17 protein-coding genes are annotated in these 18,802 nt (G+C 56.6%); 12 read left to right on the top strand and 5 right to left on the bottom strand.

The window, feature by feature from the left end:
• Window positions 1–214 precede the first annotated feature (214 nt).
• Window positions 215–1,405 carry a M24 family metallopeptidase gene (locus tag IFT66_RS08340; RefSeq protein ID WP_249406402.1) on the top strand — a complete coding sequence of 397 codons (1,191 nt, stop codon included), beginning with the start codon at window positions 215–217 and terminating at the stop codon, window positions 1,403–1,405.
• 81 nt (window positions 1,406–1,486) lie between these two features.
• Here IFT66_RS08340 and IFT66_RS08345 read toward each other — a convergent pair whose 3' ends face one another.
• Genes IFT66_RS08345 through IFT66_RS08360 form a run of 4 tightly spaced genes read right to left on the bottom strand, consistent with a single transcriptional unit; the run spans window position 1,487 to window position 6,780 of the window.
• A complete protein-coding gene (locus tag IFT66_RS08345; RefSeq protein WP_192077313.1) occupies window positions 1,487–3,241 on the bottom strand; it encodes a hypothetical protein in 1,755 nt (584 codons plus the stop codon).
• The gene (locus IFT66_RS08350) at window positions 3,241–4,206 is read right to left on the bottom strand and encodes a lysylphosphatidylglycerol synthase transmembrane domain-containing protein (protein WP_192077314.1); all 966 of its coding nucleotides are present in this window, start codon (window positions 4,204–4,206) and stop codon (window positions 3,241–3,243) included. Before IFT66_RS08350 ends, IFT66_RS08345 begins: the two co-directional genes overlap by 1 nt.
• A complete protein-coding gene (locus tag IFT66_RS08355) occupies window positions 4,203–5,816 on the bottom strand; it encodes a hypothetical protein (protein WP_192077315.1) in 1,614 nt (537 codons plus the stop codon). Before IFT66_RS08355 ends, IFT66_RS08350 begins: the two co-directional genes overlap by 4 nt.
• Window positions 5,806–6,780, bottom strand: a complete 975-nt coding sequence (locus IFT66_RS08360) for a glycosyltransferase family 2 protein (protein ID WP_113166020.1) — start codon at window positions 6,778–6,780, stop codon at window positions 5,806–5,808. Before IFT66_RS08360 ends, IFT66_RS08355 begins: the two co-directional genes overlap by 11 nt.
• A 363-nt stretch (window positions 6,781–7,143) precedes the next feature.
• Here IFT66_RS08360 and IFT66_RS08365 point away from each other — a divergent pair, with 363 nt between their 5' ends.
• On the top strand, window positions 7,144–7,584 hold the full coding sequence (locus IFT66_RS08365; protein WP_192077316.1) for a YqaA family protein: 441 nt from the start codon (window positions 7,144–7,146) through the stop codon (window positions 7,582–7,584).
• A gap of 124 nt (window positions 7,585–7,708) precedes the next feature.
• Window positions 7,709–8,173: an alpha/beta fold hydrolase gene (locus IFT66_RS23905; protein ID WP_446737875.1), complete on the top strand. Its 465-nt coding sequence runs from the start codon at window positions 7,709–7,711 to the stop codon at window positions 8,171–8,173.
• Here the strand turns inward: IFT66_RS23905 and IFT66_RS08370 are convergent.
• A complete protein-coding gene (locus tag IFT66_RS08370; RefSeq protein WP_192077317.1) occupies window positions 8,148–8,339 on the bottom strand; it encodes a CsbD family protein in 192 nt (63 codons plus the stop codon). The genes IFT66_RS23905 and IFT66_RS08370 overlap by 26 nt on opposite strands.
• Window positions 8,340–10,180: 1,841 nt before the next feature.
• On the opposite strand from IFT66_RS08370, the gene IFT66_RS08375 reads away from it, so the two are divergent.
• The 9 genes from IFT66_RS08375 (at window position 10,181) to IFT66_RS08415 (ending at window position 18,775) form a co-directional block, all read left to right on the top strand.
• On the top strand, window positions 10,181–11,290 hold the full coding sequence (locus tag IFT66_RS08375) for an extracellular solute-binding protein (protein ID WP_192077318.1): 1,110 nt from the start codon (window positions 10,181–10,183) through the stop codon (window positions 11,288–11,290).
• 159 nt (window positions 11,291–11,449) lie between these two features.
• A complete protein-coding gene (locus IFT66_RS08380; protein ID WP_192077319.1) occupies window positions 11,450–12,436 on the top strand; it encodes an ABC transporter permease in 987 nt (328 codons plus the stop codon).
• A complete protein-coding gene (locus IFT66_RS08385; RefSeq protein ID WP_192077320.1) occupies window positions 12,436–13,230 on the top strand; it encodes an ABC transporter permease in 795 nt (264 codons plus the stop codon). Before IFT66_RS08380 ends, IFT66_RS08385 begins: the two co-directional genes overlap by 1 nt.
• A complete protein-coding gene (locus IFT66_RS08390; protein WP_192077321.1) occupies window positions 13,230–14,315 on the top strand; it encodes an ABC transporter ATP-binding protein in 1,086 nt (361 codons plus the stop codon). Before IFT66_RS08385 ends, IFT66_RS08390 begins: the two co-directional genes overlap by 1 nt.
• A 90-nt stretch (window positions 14,316–14,405) precedes the next feature.
• Complete coding sequence (locus IFT66_RS08395) at window positions 14,406–15,899, top strand: NAD(P)-binding domain-containing protein (protein WP_192077322.1); 1,494 nt, start codon at window positions 14,406–14,408, stop codon at window positions 15,897–15,899.
• Window positions 15,900–15,910: 11 nt separating this feature from the next.
• Window positions 15,911–16,411, top strand: a complete 501-nt coding sequence (locus IFT66_RS08400) for a CMD domain-containing protein (protein ID WP_192077323.1) — start codon at window positions 15,911–15,913, stop codon at window positions 16,409–16,411.
• Window positions 16,408–16,983, top strand: a complete 576-nt coding sequence (locus tag IFT66_RS08405; RefSeq protein ID WP_192077324.1) for a peroxidase-related enzyme — start codon at window positions 16,408–16,410, stop codon at window positions 16,981–16,983. The genes IFT66_RS08400 and IFT66_RS08405 overlap by 4 nt, the downstream gene beginning before the upstream one ends.
• A gap of 42 nt (window positions 16,984–17,025) precedes the next feature.
• Entirely contained in the window at window positions 17,026–17,640 is a 615-nt protein-coding gene (locus tag IFT66_RS08410) for a helix-turn-helix domain-containing protein (protein ID WP_342344758.1), read from the top strand.
• 49 nt (window positions 17,641–17,689) lie between these two features.
• Window positions 17,690–18,775 (top strand): NAD/NADP octopine/nopaline dehydrogenase family protein, encoded by a 1,086-nt coding sequence (locus IFT66_RS08415; RefSeq protein ID WP_192077325.1) that lies wholly within the window; start codon window positions 17,690–17,692, stop codon window positions 18,773–18,775.
• Window positions 18,776–18,802 lie beyond the last annotated feature (27 nt).

An 18,802-nucleotide genomic window follows, 5' to 3' on the forward strand; every position in this document is an offset into this window, starting at 1 on the left:
TCCTCGACGTTGAGATTGCTAGAATTGGCGGGACTAACACGGTCGAACTCTGGCTTCCAATGCTGGGGCAGCGGCGACGGTTGGCGCTCGTACGCTGGTTGTTGCCGGCGACAACCCCAACCCAGCGCGGCTGGCGGACACGTTTCGTCAGCTCTGACGCTTGCAGCTTGCGCGCGTGCGCTAGCCGCTAGTCACGTCGAAGCATTGCGGGGAATTGGAGGAGCTGATGAGTGGCTTAAAGAAGGTGGCGACGCCACCTTTCAACGCGCAACTGCTGGACCGGTTGATGGAGGAACGAGGACTTGATCTCCTCGTCGTCACCTCGAAGCATAACGTCCAGTACCTGCTTGGTGGTTATCGCTTCTTCATGTTCGACTACATGGACGCGGTCGGTCTGAGCCGCTACCTGCCGGTCCTGATCTACCCGAAGAGCCGCCCGGACCTGACTGCTTATATCGGCAACCCGAATGAAGGTTTCGAGCGCGATCTGGGGAAGCTGTGGCCAACGGTGCTGGACCTGAGGGCGCGGGGGTCGGTCGATGCGATGGAGCACGCGCTCGAGCAGATCGCGGCATCGGGTGTTCCAGTGTCGGCCGTCGGAGCCGAACTAGGCTTCCTTCCGGCCGATGCCTTTGAAATCCTGCGGGCTGGCCTCCCGGATACGACCATCTCAGACTGTGTAGAAGTCCTAGAGGCGATGCGTGCGGTCAAGACGGATCACGAGCTTGGCGACCTGCGCTTTGCTTCGGAAGGCGTGGTCGGCGCCATGTTGGTAACATTTTCCCGCATGCAGCCCGGCCAGACGAAGCACGAGATCGTCGAAATCTTGCGTCAAGAGGAAGTCCAGCGGGGCTTGCTGTTCGAATACTGCCTAATCACTGCCGGTGCCAGCCTAAACCGCGCCCCATCAGATCAGCGACTGAAGGAAGGCGACATCGTCTCGCTCGACTCCGGCGGCAATTATCATGGTTATATCGGTGATCTCTGTCGCATGGGCATTCTCGGCGATCCTTCGGCCGAGCTAGAGGACGCGCTTGCCGTCGTTGATGAAATTCAGCATGCTGCCCGCGTACCGATTAAAAACGGCGCCGTAGGCGGAGATATTTTTGCTGCGACACACCGGCTGACGTCTGTCAGCAGGGAAGGGCGTCTAAGCTTCGTGGCGCATGGTATGGGCTTGATCGCGCACGAAGCACCGCGCCTTCTCGCTGATGGACCAATCCCCTATCTCGCGCCTCACCGTGACCAGGCACTGGAAAAGGGCATGGTTCTGTCGATAGAAACCACCTGGCAGCATCCGCGCTTGGGCTTCATTAAGCTGGAGGACACGGTCATCGTCACGGAAAGGAGCTGCGAGGGTTGCGGCGATTGGGCGCGCGGCTGGAATCGCTGCGGCAGCCGTTGACGGCTCAGCCGAGCAGAGGGCCAAGCTGGTCGAGTGTCGTGCTGCGACCGCCACGGCCCGTGTGGTTACTCAACGACCAGCCTAGTCAGCACTTTTATTAGAGAGCAGGCATGCGGTAGGAACGAGGGCAATTCCGCCATAGATACCAGCCGTACAGTTTGCCACCAGTTTAGGTAGGATCGCACCAGCAGCCTCCGCTGTCTCCTCTTGCTTTATAAGTTGATCTTCTGCAAAGAAGCCGCGAAATCCTTCTGGGATACGAACCGTGGCCATGTCCGCCTGACGAACAACCATGTGTGTCATCTGAAGCTGGATAATCCGATCGACTAACACGGCATGTTCCGTCGCGAGGACAATGTCTTTAACCGCTTCCATCCTTGCTAGTATCGGTAGGAAGTACCCTTTCTGGTAAGCTATCGATAGCTCTCGGCTGAAAAGCGTGGAGCGGTTCGTCAGTACGGGCGAAAAATCAAGCTCCTCCACGAACCCACCGATTACAGCGTCGTCCGGCAGAGCGCGAAGAGCGGCGATAAACTCCTGATTAGGTTTCTTCAGCCCCACTCTTACATCGGCCGCGCCTACTGCGCATACGACGAGCAACGCCATCGCGGATCCGGATAGAATAGTCTGCCTACTCTTGCTTTGCTTTTCGATTTGAAAGAACGGCATGCGGAACAGCCATTCAAGCAAAAGTGGTAGAGCGGTTATGTAAATCAGCAGTTCCATTGCGGCGGTGTAGCGGTTGGGTAGGTGAAGGCGAAACAGCACGATGCCGGCTATGAAAAACCAACCGAGCGAAGCCAGTGCCAGTAGAAGAGGAAGTTGCGACGAAAGCAGTCGCTCCCCCGATGGCCGCAACGTTCTATAAAACAGGATCATCGATCCGCCGAACGCTGCCAGTATTTCGAGGCTCGGTTTAAGGATTGCACCACCCTCGCAGTCGACAATGAAGCTTAGCCTTGATCCGCAGAGAAAGTTGTAGTCCATTTCTGCCGGAAAGATCGCACCCCTGCCACTAGGGCCAAAAGTCGGGATCTGCATCGCTTCCGCCAGCGTAAAGCTCGGCGAGTAAGAACCGCTACTCAGCAGGAATGGAGCTATTCCGCAGATTGTTGCCAGCGCGCTCGATGCGACAAGCAGTAAAGTGAGCCGATCGAGCTTCAGGCGAGGAAGAGGCGCAAATGAAAGAAGCGTTAGGCCGACCAGTGTCGCAGTGGTGATCGCCATCTGCGGGTATGCTCCAGTCAGGAGAAGCTGTGCGATTGCCGTTTGCCAGATCCGCTTGCGAGCCAGACCATCAAGCATCATCAGAAGTAACACAGGCCACAGGGCGCGCGGCGTGCTGGTGACGATAAGGTTGGCTCGCGCCAGATAGTGGAGGACGGCCGCCGTCACCAGAAACCCAACAATGGGTTGACCACCAACAGCCCGGATAAAGCGGAATGTGTAGAAGGAAATAGGGACGAAAATCAGCGTGGGAAATAACTTGGCGAAGGCGACTGGCGAGATTCCGAAAGCCCACGCGGCTCGAAACAGCGCAGAATAAGCCCACGGGCTGACAGCCCTCCAGTAATCAGCAACGAAATCGCCTCGCAGTAGTCCGTCGTTCTCCCACTGTCCCATCCACGAGAGAAACATCCTTGCGTCATCACTGATCGCATCGGTCGGAAAGGAGTAGACCTTTATTGCGAACGAACAGGCGGAGATAAGTCCGAGACTGATTGCAAGTGTACGCCACAAGCGCTCATTGCGTGCCCCCGATACCCGGTCGCGAACAAAGACTGCGATCGCTGACCAAACGCCAGTCCCAGTCGTTTGGCGCGCTTCGTCATCCATCACCGATCTTCCCTGACAGGGGCGGCTTTCATATTGCGATCCGTCAATCCTGCAAAATCAGCAATGAACGGGGCACCAGCGATTGCTGGGATGACATAGCGCAGCGTTGCAAGAACACCGAGGAGGGCAGCCTGCTGCGGTACCAGGTAAGGCGCATAGAAGAATACGATTGCTGTATCTCGCGTGCCCACGCCAGCGAAGGTTAACGGTAGCAGCCCAACCAAAATAGACAGTGTGGCGAATGCGGCATTTGCGAGTAGGGGAACGTGTGCATCCACTGCTTGGCAAAATAGCCAGAATTGAAAAAGATGGGCGCCCCAGATGACAAGAGAAAGAAACAACACACGAGACGCTCTGACCTTACCGAGCCAGAACCAGTGCAACATTTCGTGCCAACTCGCCGCAAAAGCCTCCAAGGCAAGTGTGAACCTTGTAGGTAGAACGCCACCGAGTGAGCGCAACACAAACGGCAAAACGGGCCAAGGTGCGATCAACACGGCGATCGCTAGTGCCGCGCTCGAAACTGGCAACAACAGCCAAAGCATCGTCGGCTGCGTTGCTCCTACGAAGATGATGCCGAAGATGCCCCAAAACAGTAGAGACATCATGTCGACGGCCTTCTCGAGAACGACTATCGCAAGCGAAAGGCTCGCTTTCATGCCATGACGGCGTGACAAGACGTGCGCTTTTGCAAGATCGCCGAGCTTCGAGGGCAAAATCATATTGAGAGTGCTGGCCGCCAAAATTAGCCTGTTCGCTTCCAAAAAGCCCAGGTGTGTTCCGCTGACGATGATCGTAAAGCGCCAAGAAGTGAGAAGTGTCAGCAGTCCAGTAAAAGCCAGACCAGCGATTAGCCAAGCAGGGCGGGTTTGCTGTGCGGCCGCCCATATACTGCGGATATCTATAAAAGTGTAAAGCAGCGCAAGAATGCCAGCGCTGACGATCAGTCCCACCAACTTTTTCATTTCGCATCCATACGGCGCTCGAATGTTAGTGGATTATTGGGTCCAAGACCTGCGAGCGCGTCGTTCAGTGAAATGAATGGCGCAAGCTGATCCTTTTGATAGACTCGCGCCATGATGGTAGTGATCGACGTCTGGTGACCGGAGATTCCGACGAGGCCAACGTCGCTCCATCCCGCGTCGCTTGCGATCGTGTCATGGACTGTCCAACCGCTCTTTGATCTTTCGAAGCGCCTCTCGAAGCGAAAGGGCGCTTCATTCTTGCCCGTGACCAAGAGCTTCTGCAGCGACCGACGAACAAGATCAGGGAAGAAACGTCCAAGGCTTATCATGAGAAGACGAAGGATGACGTTTTTGAAGGGGGTGAGTAGCGCGCTCTTGGCAAAGGTCATCGGTCCGCTTGTAACCACCGACCCTTCAGCAACAATGGCCGCAGCTCCGCCAAGATGTGTCACCGCCGTTTTGCCATCGGACTTGCGGCGAAGGGTAACACCGGTATCGCTGACGGCAAGCTGACCGCCTGAGAAATACTTGTAGACCCCGCCACGCCCGAGGGCTGCAACCATCATGTTCTCGCCCTGACGATCGACGAACAACTGACAAGCCGGAAACCACTTTTCCCCGGATGGCAATGGTGCAGCATCACATGGGTCCAAACAGTTGTTTTGGAGTGTCAGAAGCCAAGCCCACAAGTGATGTCCGATGATCCTGTCGTCAGAATAACAGGGCGTCCTTTGTTCTACCAATGGGCGCATCACTTGCTGGCTGATAGCCTGCGCCATTGGGCTCCACGATGCTGCAATTTCAAATCCGAACGGAAAGAAATTCAGGGTCGAGCGGCTGGAGTACTCGCCGCCTACCGTGCCGTCCGGGTGGACAAAGTGAGCCAGGAAGTTGATTGCTGTGGCAAGCGGCTGACGCAACGCCAAATCCGGGCGTCGGCGATCAAGGTCGGCAAGCAGGCCGATCGTTAGTGAAAGGTAGCCGAGGTCGGCGCCGCCATATTCGTCGAACCAGCCTTCGGTATCTTGCCAAGAAAGAAGACGCTTCAGGCGCTGGTGCATGAACGCGTCAAAGCCTTGTCCGGGAAACCGCCGTTCGGCACTCTCCAGGCAGGCGACGATCAGGGCTTCATGATTGGACAGCCTACCGCTTTCGACATGCTCGGCCAGCCAGCGGGCCCGACGCATCATGAAATTGTCGAGCTCAGGCTCAGGTGGGAGCGCAAGGATCTCGGCACTGCGAAGAATGGCGAACAGAGAAAATGCCGCTGCACCGGCGGCACGCTCGAAAGGGTAGTAGTCGTCGCAAGAACCATCCGGGTGCGATGACCGCGCCGCAAAACGCATGCCGGCGACGATTAATTCCCTGATTTCGGCGCTAGCGTAATAGGGATTTTCCGGTAGCTGCTGCATCGACCAAACGAGCGCAAGCGGCAGTACAAACTCCTGCGACATTCCGCATGGGAAATCGATCATTCGGTAGTGCCAGTACGTCCGATCGAAACAGCCGTAGGTCGGGCTAACGGCAGTTCGGTCGAGCAGCGTTAAGATTTTGGGAATTTCCGGTAGGACCAAAGCACCGATCGACTCCGCGAAACCCTCAGGATGCATGCTTGTCACTCTGTTCACTGAAGCCTACTCCGAAGCGAATACAGCGCAACTGGAACTGAACGTCTTCGCTGAGCTTGCGATTGATCCCATTCAGCTCGCCAATGATCGCGCAAAGCCAGCAGAGGAAAGCGGCAATCAAAGCAACTGCTGCAAATACGAGGCTTGGTACGTGGGAGCGTGTGGACCCGTCAAGATAGAAGGCGAGCCACCTGACGCTCAAAAAGGTCCCGGCGATAAAAGGTAGAAGACCCAGGAGGAAGAAGGACAGGCCCGGTCGGTAGACCAACATCGAGCGGGCAATAGAAAGGCTCGATCTCAAAACGTAGCGTGGAATGCTGCGGACGAGCCGCGATGGCCGTGTTTCGCCGTTCACTCGGATCGGGACAGAGGTTATGCGCGCCCCGGACCGACCGGCTTGGATGATGGATTCGAGGGTATATGTGTAGGAATCGAACACATTTAGCCGCATCGAAGCTTCGCGTGAGAAAGCTCTGAAGCCGCTCGGCGCGTCCGCTACGTCCGCACCCGACGTAAAGCGCACCACCCAACTGCCGAGATGCTGCAACAGCTTCTTGACAGGCGAAAAGTGCTCGATGCTGGCGATAGGGCGGCTGCCTACAACAAAGTCAGCGCGTCCTTCAATGATCGGTCGAACCAGTTCAGGAATATCGGCGGCGTTATATTGATTGTCGGCGTCCGTGTTGACGATAACGTCGGCACCTTCGATGAGCGCGCGCTCGATGCCAGCTCGAAACGCACGCGCCAAACCCCTGTTCGTCTTAAAATCAACGATGTGATCAACGCCGCTCGTTCGCGCGACTTCGACAGTAGCATCAGTGCTGCCATCATTGATCACCAACCATTCGACCTTATCGAACCCCGGAACGACGCGCGGTAAATGAGCAAGCGCTGTCGGAAGCGAGTGTTCTTCATTAAGACACGGAATCTGAATTACTAATTTCATCTGTGCGGCCCCTCCTTCACAAGTGAAAACCTGGCTAAGGTTGTCGACATGTGCCCAATTCCTGATTGAAAGGAGATCGAGCGAGTTGTCAACGATAGGTGCAACTACTCGTTCGGAACAGCAACGCTAGGCGCAAAGATGACACAATTTTTTGGGTCTGGTACAACCACAACGATGCCGCTTGAGATGCGCCCACGGTTTGTGCTCCTGGCAGTAATCAGCTGCCGACGTCACGCTCAATGTTGGCAGCGCGTCAAGGTGGAAAATCCAAGGGCTTTTGGAGATCATTTCGATCAGTTACCCACATGCGCTCGCGCAGTGATATGCAGATACGAAGATCCGTTGTCATGATACAGAGACCTGATGCTTGAGATCGTCACCTATGTCGGATTATTTGTCACGTCGATGGTCTCAGCCTCTCTTGTCCCTCTTCATTCAGAGGTCGCTCTCGTCGGACTCATTTTCACTGAGAGGTTTTCTGCGGTTGGGCTCATCCTGACCGCGTCGCTCGGCAATACAGCCGGCGGTGTGCTGAACTGGCTCATTGGACGAGGTGTAGAGACGTTCCGAAATAGGAGATGGTTTCCTCTCAACGAAAAGCAGCTTAATCGCGCTGCTGGTTGGTACGGAAAATATGGCAAATGGTCTCTTCTTCTAGCGTGGGTTCCGATCGCCGGTGACGGACTGACAGTCATTGCCGGTGTGATGAAGCAATCACTGTTGCCATTTTTGGTCCTCGTGTTTATCGCCAAACTCATGCGCTGCGTGGGGACAGTGCTACTTGCAGCTTATGTCCTCGTGTAAGCCTGCTGGGATCCTCTAAATTCGACGAAGTCCGCATTGGTCTCAACCCGCATTCGGGAACGGACTATTCAGTAGTAGCTGTTACCCCGCAACGATATAGATCAGACCGATTAAAGAGCGAACGATGGCGGAGATTTTTGAGCGTTTCACTGAAAGGCCCGTGACGACATCACAAGGCGATATTCGTATCCGATTTGGCGGGTCCGGCTTTCCCATCCTTCTTCTACATGGACACCCGAGGGAGCGCACCACCTGGTTAAAGGTTGCTCCTCAACTTGCGCGGAATTTTACCGTTGTCTGTGCCGATATGCCAGGTTTTGGAGGGAGCTATCAGCTTGAAACCGTCGCGGCTAGCTCGGGAAAGGTAAAGGCTGCGGCACTACATGAATGTATGTTGGAGCTCGACGGCATGCAACATTCGTTGGAATGTATAGCGATCGCGTCACTCTCACGAGAACGGAAGGCAAGGCTTGAGCAGGTCTTTGGATTAGAGGCAGGCGGTATAGAAACAAGAAAGCCCGCTCGAGAGCGGGCCAGTTCGTCAGAAATGTTATGGGAAGCCGTTACGCCTTATCGACTACGTTTTTAACGGCGTCTTTTGCTTCGCCCTTTGCTTGCTGGGCGTCACCCTTGGCTTCCTGAGCTGCACCTTTTGCCTGCATCCTACGATCATCGGTGGCATCGCCGACCGCTTCCTTCGCCTTACCTGTCAGCTCATTTGCCTTGCCGGAAATCTTGTCTGATGTCGAACCCATGGGATCCTCCTGTATCGGCGGTAGCGCACGTTACTCGAATTGCTACCCGGTCGCGTCGCCGGGGAAGTCCATCGTCGGTCGTTTAACGATCCGCCTACATGAATAACTCTCCACCCCGATCATCGTTCCGAACCATTTAGCCGCGAGATAGGTATGCAGCCTAGTGATGAATTAAAGCCCTCCAGCGATCTTCGTGTCCTGCATAGCATCAACGTTAATACAGTTTACACGTCGAACACGAATTCCAAATGGTCTATGGAAGAGCGGCGTTAAGCTTGGGCAGGCGCGGCCGACACGCATAGGCGGCAGGAACGCCCCCTTTTTGACGGCTGAACGCTGCTCTCCACCCGGCTGCTTCAGATCTACAGCTAACTGCACACTGCCGACTGATAACGTCGTATCTCCAACTGTTCATGAATCCTGTGCGCTGCCAGGTCACTAATTTTCATCCGGCAGGGAGCGGAAAGACGAGTTTTTCGGTTTTACCAGATATCTGGGGAAGCGACCACCGGAACTGCGTAGCTTTCATTCAAAGTAGCGCTGGAGCCGCAAGGAGGCATGCTCGCTCATATCAGCGGACTGTTCTTCGGTCGTCATTTCGTGTTTCCTTCTGCTAAAAGCGCGTTCAACAGCGCCAAGAGAAAACTAAGCCCGAGGGCATGTGGAAATCGATGTGGCTTCGCGGCAAAGAAATATAGACGGCATAGTGTTCAGGCTGCGGCGTGGTCGACGGTCGCTCAAAAAGTCTCCGCGCATACACCGCGCAGGACTATTTCCTCGTCCCGCTCAAGCGGCACCTGGCGAGAACGAGCCAACGACGAAGTTGTAGCGCTGATCATACTTCCACGAACACTTGCCAATCGACCAACCTCACAATAGCTTACGTTATGCGCGGTAGAATTCCCTCTGATGTTCTTCTCCGGCCTGAAGACCTGGCTCTGCTCGAAAGAGTATTTGCGCAGGCAGTGCCGATACACGACACGCATCCCGACGAGCTCGCGATGCTGCTTTTCCGCTTGTTCCAAGAAGGAATGCGAGAAGAGAAGAAACTGCTGGCAGCTGCCGAAGCGTGGTTCCTGTAAGCCAACCTTGCGCCCTTGACCCGATCGAGAGCGAAGAGGTTGCAGATGCGGCTCTGTTACCTTCGCAAGCGGAAAGATCGAACAGTACGATCTGGTCGTCATTGCGGAGGGCGTAGGCTCATCGACCCGCGAACTTGTATTCCCTCGGCAGGCTGACACAGCGTTCCTCCACCAATAAGTTGAATTGTCTTAGGGGTCTTAGTGATTTGATCTCTAATCACGGGTCGTAGGTTCTGGTCCCAACAGGGCGTCGGTATGGGTATTTGCAGTAGGAATTTTTTATTTCGAGCTCAGGCGGACGGCTAGACCACTGAGCGCGACTTCTCGCGGAGGGTTCTCTCAGCTAGGGCGTTCTCGTAAAATTATGACCCGTACTATCACTTAAAGCCCCCAGAACCCCCTGATGTAGCGTCAGATAATTATGCGCAGCAGCAGCTAGTCGACGACGTGCCGCTGATGCAGTTTTTATGCCTCTTAGTCGCAGTTCCGGGAGGGAAGTTTATTGCCTGGATTATGCTGAATAGCCTTAGCTCGATCTGGTGACAGCAATGGCTCGCAACAGAATTATCATTTGAGAGTTGACAACGATCTAATGTTGCGTTCATTTCCTGTTTACCGGAATTAAATTCGGCATACTGGACAAGGTGTAGTGGCAGTTTGTCCAAGCTGGAGGCTCGCTTCCGTCGCCGCGACCGAGATTAGGTGGTGAGGGCAAAATACCGACTCGATTGAAGTTCAAAATTAAAAGGGGAACGCAAGATGAGTGAAAAATTAACTATAACTCGCAGGTCTGCCTTGAGCCTGTTGGGCGCAGGCGCTGCCACTTTCGCAATGCCGACGATCATTCGTCCACGGCCCGCCTGGGCGGCGAACGGCGTCATCAACGTTACGACCTATGACAAGTTTCTCCCGAAGGAATTCGTTGAGAAATTCCAGAGAGACACGGGGATCGAAGTCAGGATCCGGCTGACCGATGACCAAGGCAAGCAGTACAATCTTCTGACTGCCGAAGGCGCAAATCCTTCAACCGACATTGTAACGGTCGCCGGCCACCGCTACTCGCAGTTCATCAGCTCCAAGCTGATTCAGCCGCTCGACACGGCCAAAATTGCAAATTGGAAAAACCTCAACACCGCTTATCAGGACGCGCCTTGGGCACGGGTCGACGACAAGCTCTGGGGTCTGCCGATCCTTGCAGGATATGAGGGCCTTGCCCGCAATGTCGATTACGTCAAGGATGCGCCGAGCTGGCAGATCATGTTTGATCCCGAATACAAGGGACTGACGTCTTATATCGTCAGCGATTTCATGACGATCGCCATGCAGATGCTGGGGCATGATGGTGACTTCGTGACCTATCTCGACAAGGCAGACATCGCACAGAAGGCAACGAACGAAGCCCGCGACCTGCTCATCAAACACAAGGACATGGTCCGCAAGTACTACGATGCGGGTTCGGAAGTGCAGCAGATGTTCATCAACGAGGATATCTATCTTGCCCACTCGTGGTCCGGCCCGGCTGCCAAGCTCATTATGGAAGGGCATCCGATCGAACTGTCTGTGCCAAAGGAAGGCACATTCGGATTCTGCTACACGCTGAACGTCGTCAACAACGCGCCCAACGCTGAGAATGCGTACAAGCTGCTCAATGCGATCCTTGAAAGCCCAGAGGTCGGCGCGGCCATGACCCGCCAGTCGGGGTACAGCTCTACGATCACCGGCGTCGCAGACCTCCTGAACGACCGGGAGAAGCTTGCTTCAACGCTTCCTCAGGAGCAGCTTGATCGCATCATCTTTTTCTCGTCGGTCAATCGCGACATGAAAAACCAGATGATCGATCGTGCGACTGCAGAGGTCAAGGCGGCCTGACAACGCAGGGGCCTGCACGATCCGTGATCCCTTCCGGAGCGCTTCGGCGATCTCCGGGGGATGGTTGGTGATCTTGAGATTTTCAACCTGACCACGCGCGATGACGAACCGCCAGCTTAGGGCTGCGGAAAGTCGAGTTGCTCTAACCGAGATAGTTTCATGGCGGACATCAACAGGATAGCCGGGGATGCGGCAGGACGCGACGCCCCCGTACCCAAATATTCGACCGGCATTGCGCGGATCGTCAACTCCGCAATTTACCAGCACACTCTCGGCGCTGCCGTCGAGTCCCGCATCGGCCGTGTTGTGCTGCTGGCCGGCATCCCACTGGTCTGGCTCGTCACGCTGCATGTCGGTCCGATCTATCAGATGCTGAAGATCAGCCTTCTGTCCCGCTATCCCATCCCGGCGGGTGTGGAAGCGCACTACACGTTCGATAATTATGCGATCTTCTTTCAAGAGTCGCTGTATTTCACACCGTTGATCAAGAGCTTCGTCTTCGCGACGGCAGCGACAGCGATCACACTGATTGTTGTGTATCCTGTGGCGTATTACGTGGCGAAGATTGTCAGGCCCGAAGGTCGCTCAAAGGCATTGCTTCTGCTTCTGGTACCGTTCTGGGCAGGCGAACTGATACGCACATTCTCGGTCATCATGCTTCTGGCGAATCGCGGTGCGCTCAATGTTCTTCTGCGCGAAATCGGTTTGATCGACCGGCCCATTCCGATGCTCTACACGTCTTTTTCACTCGGCTTCGGCCTGATCTATCTGATCTGCCTCTATATGCTTCTGCCGCTCTATTCGGCCATCGAGAAAATTCCATCGCAATATCTGGACGCCGCCGCCGACCTGGGGGCCGGACCGGTCACGCGGTTCCGCCGGATCATTTTGCCTCTGTCCAAGGATGGTATCGTATCAGGTTGCTCGCTGGTGTTTCTGACCTGCATTGGTGTATTTGCGACTCCCATGCTTCTCGGTGGTCCGAATACGGTATTGTTTCCCGAAACCATCAGCGGTTTCTTCCACGGCGCTAGCGACAAGTGGCCGGTTGGGGCGGCATTTGCGCTGATCATGCTGGTAACAGCTCTGATCACAGCCGGCATCTTCATGCGTGTCGTTGGCGGCAAGAAAGGGAGTGCGATCTGATGCGCAGCATGGTTTCCGACGTTCCACGCACAACATTGACTGCAATCTATTGGATCTTCATCCTCTATCTGCTTCTGCCGCTCACCCTGATGATGGCGATGAGCTTCAAGGATGCCAATTTCGTCGCCTTCCCGATCAGCGACTGGACTTTCGACTGGTATGTCAGGGTCATGCAGGACAAGCAGTTCCTCGAGGCCTGTCTCTATTCCATCATGATTGCCGCGGCCTCCACATTGGCGGCGACCACGCTCGGAACATGGATCGCGATGCTGATCGTTTCGAACGGCATTCGCGGCGGGACCTTCATCTTCGCCCTGGCCTGCCTCCCTGCCGTGGTGCCGGGCATGATTTCAGCGATTTCGCTGCGCATATTCATCTCGACCATCGACATGCCGACGGGAACCGCTGCGATTATCCTTGGTCATACCGTGCACGCGGTTCCCTTCGTCGTGGTGATGGCTCTTACCCGGCTTCGTTCCATGCCGGGCAATCTGGTCGATGCCGCGCGCGATCTTGGGGCAGACAGTATCGTTGCCTTTTTCCGCGTGACGCTTCCCTATCTCGGGCCGGCACTTTTTGGCGGCATGATCTTCTGCGTGCTGCTCTCGATCGACGATTTCGTCCGCACCTTCTTCCTGGGTGGCTACCGCCCGACGCTTCCCATGCTGATCTTTGCGAAGGTGCAAGGCGGCATGTCTCCCGAAATCAATGCTATGGCGACGATCGTTCTGGTGGTTACGGCCGCTGTCGGATTGTACGCTGAATTCATCACCCGCCGCGCGAGGACCCGCTAATGGAACCCGTCGTCCAATTTGACAATGTCAGCAAAAGCTACGGCACGCATGTTGCGGTCGACAATCTCAACCTCAGCATCGAGGCGGGAAAATTCGTCACGCTGCTGGGACCCTCCGGCTGCGGCAAGTCGACGTCACTTCGGATGCTTGGCGGCTTCGAGACACCGACATCCGGCCGCATCATGCTGAGCGGCAAGGATGTTACCCGCGTCCCGCCCAACAAGCGCAACGTCAATATCGTGTTTCAGGATTATGCGCTATTTCCGCACATGAGCGTTGCCCGCAACATCGCCTTCGGTCTCGAACTGAAAGGCCTCGACAACCAGAGCATACACCGCCGGGTTTCCGAACTGCTGGAACTGGTTGAGCTGCAAGACTATGCCGGCCGCCTTCCGGCCGAGCTGTCGGGCGGTCAGCGTCAGCGTGTTGCGCTCATGCGTGCGCTTGCCCCGGATCCAGATGTGCTGTTGCTCGACGAACCGCTGTCAGCCCTCGATGCCAAGCTGCGCCAGCAGATGCAGATAGAGCTGAAATCGATCCAGGAAAAAACCGGCAAGACCTTCATGTTCGTGACGCACGACCAGGAAGAGGCGCTGACGATGTCCGATACGATCGTCGTGATGAACAAGGGGCGCATCGAACAGATGGGCGACCCGAACACACTCTATGGACGGCCGGGCTCGGTGTTCGTCGCAAACTTCATCGGCGAGACGAACCTTTTGCGGAGCACGGTGATTGGCTCGGAGGGCAACGAAACGGCGCTGAACTGGAACGGCGTCACCATCAAGGCAAATCCCGGCGGGCTCGCGCCGCGCGTCGGCGAGCATCTCTACGTGGTGTTGCGTCCGGAGGCTATCCACTGCTCGGCCTTCGAGCCGGCAGGCGGCAATCGCATCCAGGGCAAGATCCGTCAGCGTGTATTCAAGGGCAACCATACCTCGCTGATGGTCGAGGTCGAAGGCGGCGCCGTTCTCAACGCGTTGGTTCACCCAAGCGAAGTGGCCCAGTTGGGCAATGAGGATGTCTGGCTCGGCTGGAAGACGGAGACAGCGACCGTCATTCCCGACCGGCATGCGGGCAAATGAAAAGGGTGTCTGCCTCTCAACGAGTGAGACGCCAAGACAGTTCGAGCATTCCATTCGAGCTCCAGATCTATCGGGCGCCGGAGGCGAATCATGGCCTATGATGTACAGACACCGCTCCAATCCGTCTCGAAAAGCTTGGCCGAGCTGGAGCTGCGTGTGCGCGACGACCTTGCATGTCTATGCTATCCGCCCGCGAACTGGGTGGCGCCGACGGTTGGCGAGGCGCAGGTTCACGACGTCGTCGTCATCGGCGGCGGGATGTGCGGTCTGGTGGCCAGCTTCGCGCTGAGGGTTGCCGGCATTGAGAATATTCGCATCTTTGACCGCAACCGGGCGGGCATGGAAGGACCGTGGGTTACCTATGCACGCATGGAAACCCTGCGTTCGCCCAAGCAACTGACCGGTCCGGCTTACGGCATGGCTGCGCTGACGTTCCGTGCCTATTTTACCGCTCGGTTCGGCAATGACGCATGGGTAGCGCTCGACAAGATCCCGCGCCGGATGTGGATGGAGTATCTCTGCTGGTATCGGAAGGTACTGGATCTTCCGGTAGAAAACAGCGTCGAAGTGAAGACGATCAAGCCTGAGGGCGAGCTGATGCGGCTGACGCTTTGCGGCGATGGTGCGCGCGAAAGCTCGGTGCTGGCCCGCAAGGTGGTGATGGCAACCGGCCGCGATGGCATGGGTCGCCCCAGCATACCCGGTTTCGTCAATGATCTGCCGCAAGAATACTGGGCGCATTCGTCTTACGACATCGACTTCGGTGCTCTGCGCGGCAAACGGATCGTGGTCGTCGGCGTTGGCGCCTCTGCGGTAGATAATGCCGCAGAAGCACTGGAGGCGGGCGCAGCCGAAGTACGACACCTCATTCGCCGAAAGGAGATGCCCCGCATCAATAAATTGATGGGCATAGGCTCGTTCGGGTTCACTGCCGCATTTCCAAAGCTCAGCGATGCCAGGCGCTGGCAGATCATGAACTATTCGCTGCGCACGCAGACGCCGGCCCCCCGCGGTTCAACGATGCGTGTCAGCCGGCATCCGAATGCATATTTCCATTTCGACACGGCGGTCAAAAAGGTAAAACTCGACGGCGACGAAATCCTGATCGAGACATCGCAGGGCAAGGCTTTGCGTGCCGATTTCATGATCTTAGGAACCGGTTTCGGGGTCGATCCGCTGGCGCGCAAGGAGCTTGATGGCTACGCGGACAAGATCTTGCTGTGGCAGGACCGCTTCACGCCGCCTCCTGGCGAAGAGAACGCTGATCTGGGCAAATTCCCCTATCTCGCCAATGACTTCACGTTTCTCGAGCGGGAGCCGGGGCAGGCGCCCTGGCTCGCCAACATATACAGCTTCAATTCAGGCGCTGCGGCAAGCCTTGGCAAGGTGAGTGGGGACATCCCCGGCATCAGCGAGGGTGCGGCATGGCTGTCGCGCGAGATTGCCGCCAGGCTCTACGCCGATAGTTTCGAGCAGTATTGGCAACGCCTGCTTGACTACGACACACCCGAATTGCGCGGCGACGAATGGACTGCGTCACCCTTGCCGGATGGCGCGCAGGCCACCGCCCGTAAGCAGGCATAGGAGAACACGGTATGGCTGAAAACGAGGATCTGATTGCCACGATCGTCGGCATCGAGCCGGGTGGCCGATTGGCCGAAGTGGTTGCTGGAAGGGGCGATATCATGGCCTTGACCCAGCAAACTCATGATGGCGCTCTCACTCCCGACGTTCCCGGTGGCATTTCGCATGCCGAGCGGGCGGCACTCGCCTGGCGGATCGCAAAGATCAACGACCAGAAGGCGTTCGAAGACCATTTTGAGGCTATGCTGGAAAAAACCGGCGCGCCCTATGATGCTGCCCGCCTGGCCGATATCTGGTTCGATGGCGGAAGCGATCCCCGGTCGAGGGCGCTGATCCGGCATGTGGACCTGGTCGCACATTCGCCCAAGGATGCGACGCGTGGCGATATCGAACTGTTGCAAAACGCCGGTGTTGCTGACGACGATATCGTGAGGCTGGCGGAGCTTGTTGCCTTCGTCAGCTACCAGATCAGGGTGGCAGCCGGTCTTCAACTGATGCAGGGTTTGGCATGAGCGAGATTGTCCACGAGTTCACCACCGACATTCCTGTTTGGAAGCCTTACGTAAAACCGCTTAATCTCGCCGAGGCGAGCCCAGAGCAGCTCGAAGCGTTGAAGGTTACGCCCTCCAACACCAAAGTTTCAGACTATGTTCTCGTGCTCGCTCATGATGTCGAAACGCTGAAGCACAGAACGCCGTTGTTCAACGCAGTCATGTACGGTCGCGATGGCCTGTCGCGCGCGGAGCGGGAGATCGGGGCTGTCGGCGCTTCTATCGTCAACCGGTGCATCTATTGCGCTGCGGTTCATGCCAGCCGTTACAACCAGTTGACGAAGGATGAAGACGTGATCGCGGCGATTTTCGCCGATGGTGTCGATGCCGAAATCGATCCACGCTTGAAGGCGATCCTCACATTCGCGGTCAAGCTCTCCAAATGCCCTCCCGAAGCTGATGCGGACGATATGGCAGCGCTTGTGGAGGCCGGTCTGCGCGAGGGCGAAATCCTTGATCTCATTCTGTCCACATCTCTGTTCGGATGGGCCAACAGGCTCATGCATACACTCGGCGCGCCGGTCAGGGACTGATTTTTCGCAATGCGTGCAGGTTCGGCAAAAGGGGGAATAGCCGTGTTTTCGATCAATCCGCCCGAAATCGGGCCGCGTTTGCAGGCCTACAGAAAGAAGTTGAACCTGACGCTTGCCCAACTGGCATCGATGTCGGGCGTCTCAAGGTCCATGCTGTCGGAAATAGAACGCGGCAGTGCCAATCCGACCTACGGAACGTTGTGGCACCTCACTCGAGCCCTGGAGATTGATCTCAACAGCCTGATCAGTGGTGCGAGCGAGGAGCGGGGCGGAGGTTCCATCATCGATCTGCAGCCCGGCAACCTGACGCCGACGATCCGAAGTGCGGATGGCAGCTGTACGCTGCAGATCCTGTCGCCGGCCAACATGGTGTCACTGATCGAGTGGTATCTTCTCAGCTTCGAGGCGGAGGGCGAACTGGCAAGCGACCCTCACGGTGCCGGCACGGTCGAGCATCTTCACTGTACGAGGGGCGAGATAGTGGTGCGCAGCGCAGGCAACACGATGATCGTGCGCACGGGCGAGACGGCGCGTTACGCGGCGGACGTGCCTCACGCGCTAAAAAGCGTCGGTCCCGTTGGTGCGAGCGCATTTCTGGTGGTTGCATCTGGAGAAGTCGGGCCGGGGGCACAGCGAACGTCTGTGGGTTCAAAATAAGGATCGGCTTCAATGCCGGTCTGTCATTCGAAAAGAAAAGGAATTTTTCATGCGGGTAGGTATTGTCGGCGCCGGTTCAATTGCATTTGCAACGGCGGCTCTCGTGGAGCAGCAAGGACATGAGGTGATCCTGTGGTCACCCTCTGGAGAGCGGACAAAGGCACTCGCCAACGGTGAAGCCCTTGTGGCCGAAGGCGCGATCGTCGGTACCTTCAAGCCGGCGGCTGCAACGGACGCAGCAGACCTTGTGGCAGGCGCAGACGTGCTGGTCATTGCGCTGCCTGCCTACGGCCATAAGACGGTGCTGGATGCGATCGCACCCTACCTGACGTCCGAGCAGACGGTAGTCTTCAGCTCGCACGCGTCGTTCGGCGCACTCTATCTGTCGCGTCTTGTCGCGGCGCGCGGGATCACCGTCACGATCGTTGCCTGGGGCACAACCGCCGTATCGGGCAGACAGTTGAGCCCGACACTCGTGAAGGTCAACACGGTGCGAAAGCAGGTCGATATTGCAACCATCCCTTCCTCGCGAAGCGCGGCTGGTCTGGCGGTCTGCACGGATCTGTTCGGCGACCGGTTTCTTGATCGCGGTAGCTTGATGGCGATTGCACTTTCAAACCTTAATCCGCAAAATCACATGGGAATTGCGCTTGGCAACATGACCCGCATGGAGCGCGGCGAAAGTTGGAGCCAGGGGCAGAACGTCACACCGAATGTCGGGCGTCTTCTCGAGGATCTCGACAAGGAGCGGATCGCTATTGCCACGAAGCTTGGTCTTGAAGTGCGCGATATCTTCCAGCATTTCCATCTCTCGTTCCATGTGCCGGTCAATTCAATCTCGCACATGAACCAGGAAATGCACGAGGCCGGTAACGGTGGCACGGGTCCAAGTACAGCCGACAGCCGTTATGTGACTGAAGACGTTCCGTTCGGCTTGGTGATGACGGCGAAGCTCGGGCGTCTTGCCGGTTCTCCAGCGGAACTGCATGAATCCGGTGTCCGGATCTTCTCGGCGATGTACGGCCGTGATTTCACGGCGGAGAACGACCTTCTCAACGCTCTTGATCTTGACGCGATGTCGCTGGATGAATTGAAGACCCTTTGCCAAAACGGGTTTGCATCCGCGGCCGCATGACATAGCCGGCCCTGATCTTCGCGTTCG

Origin of the sequence: Rhizobium sp. CFBP 13726 (genome assembly GCF_014841925.1) — a bacterium.
In the GTDB taxonomy this organism is placed as follows: Bacteria; Pseudomonadota; Alphaproteobacteria; order Rhizobiales; family Rhizobiaceae; genus Neorhizobium; species Neorhizobium soli.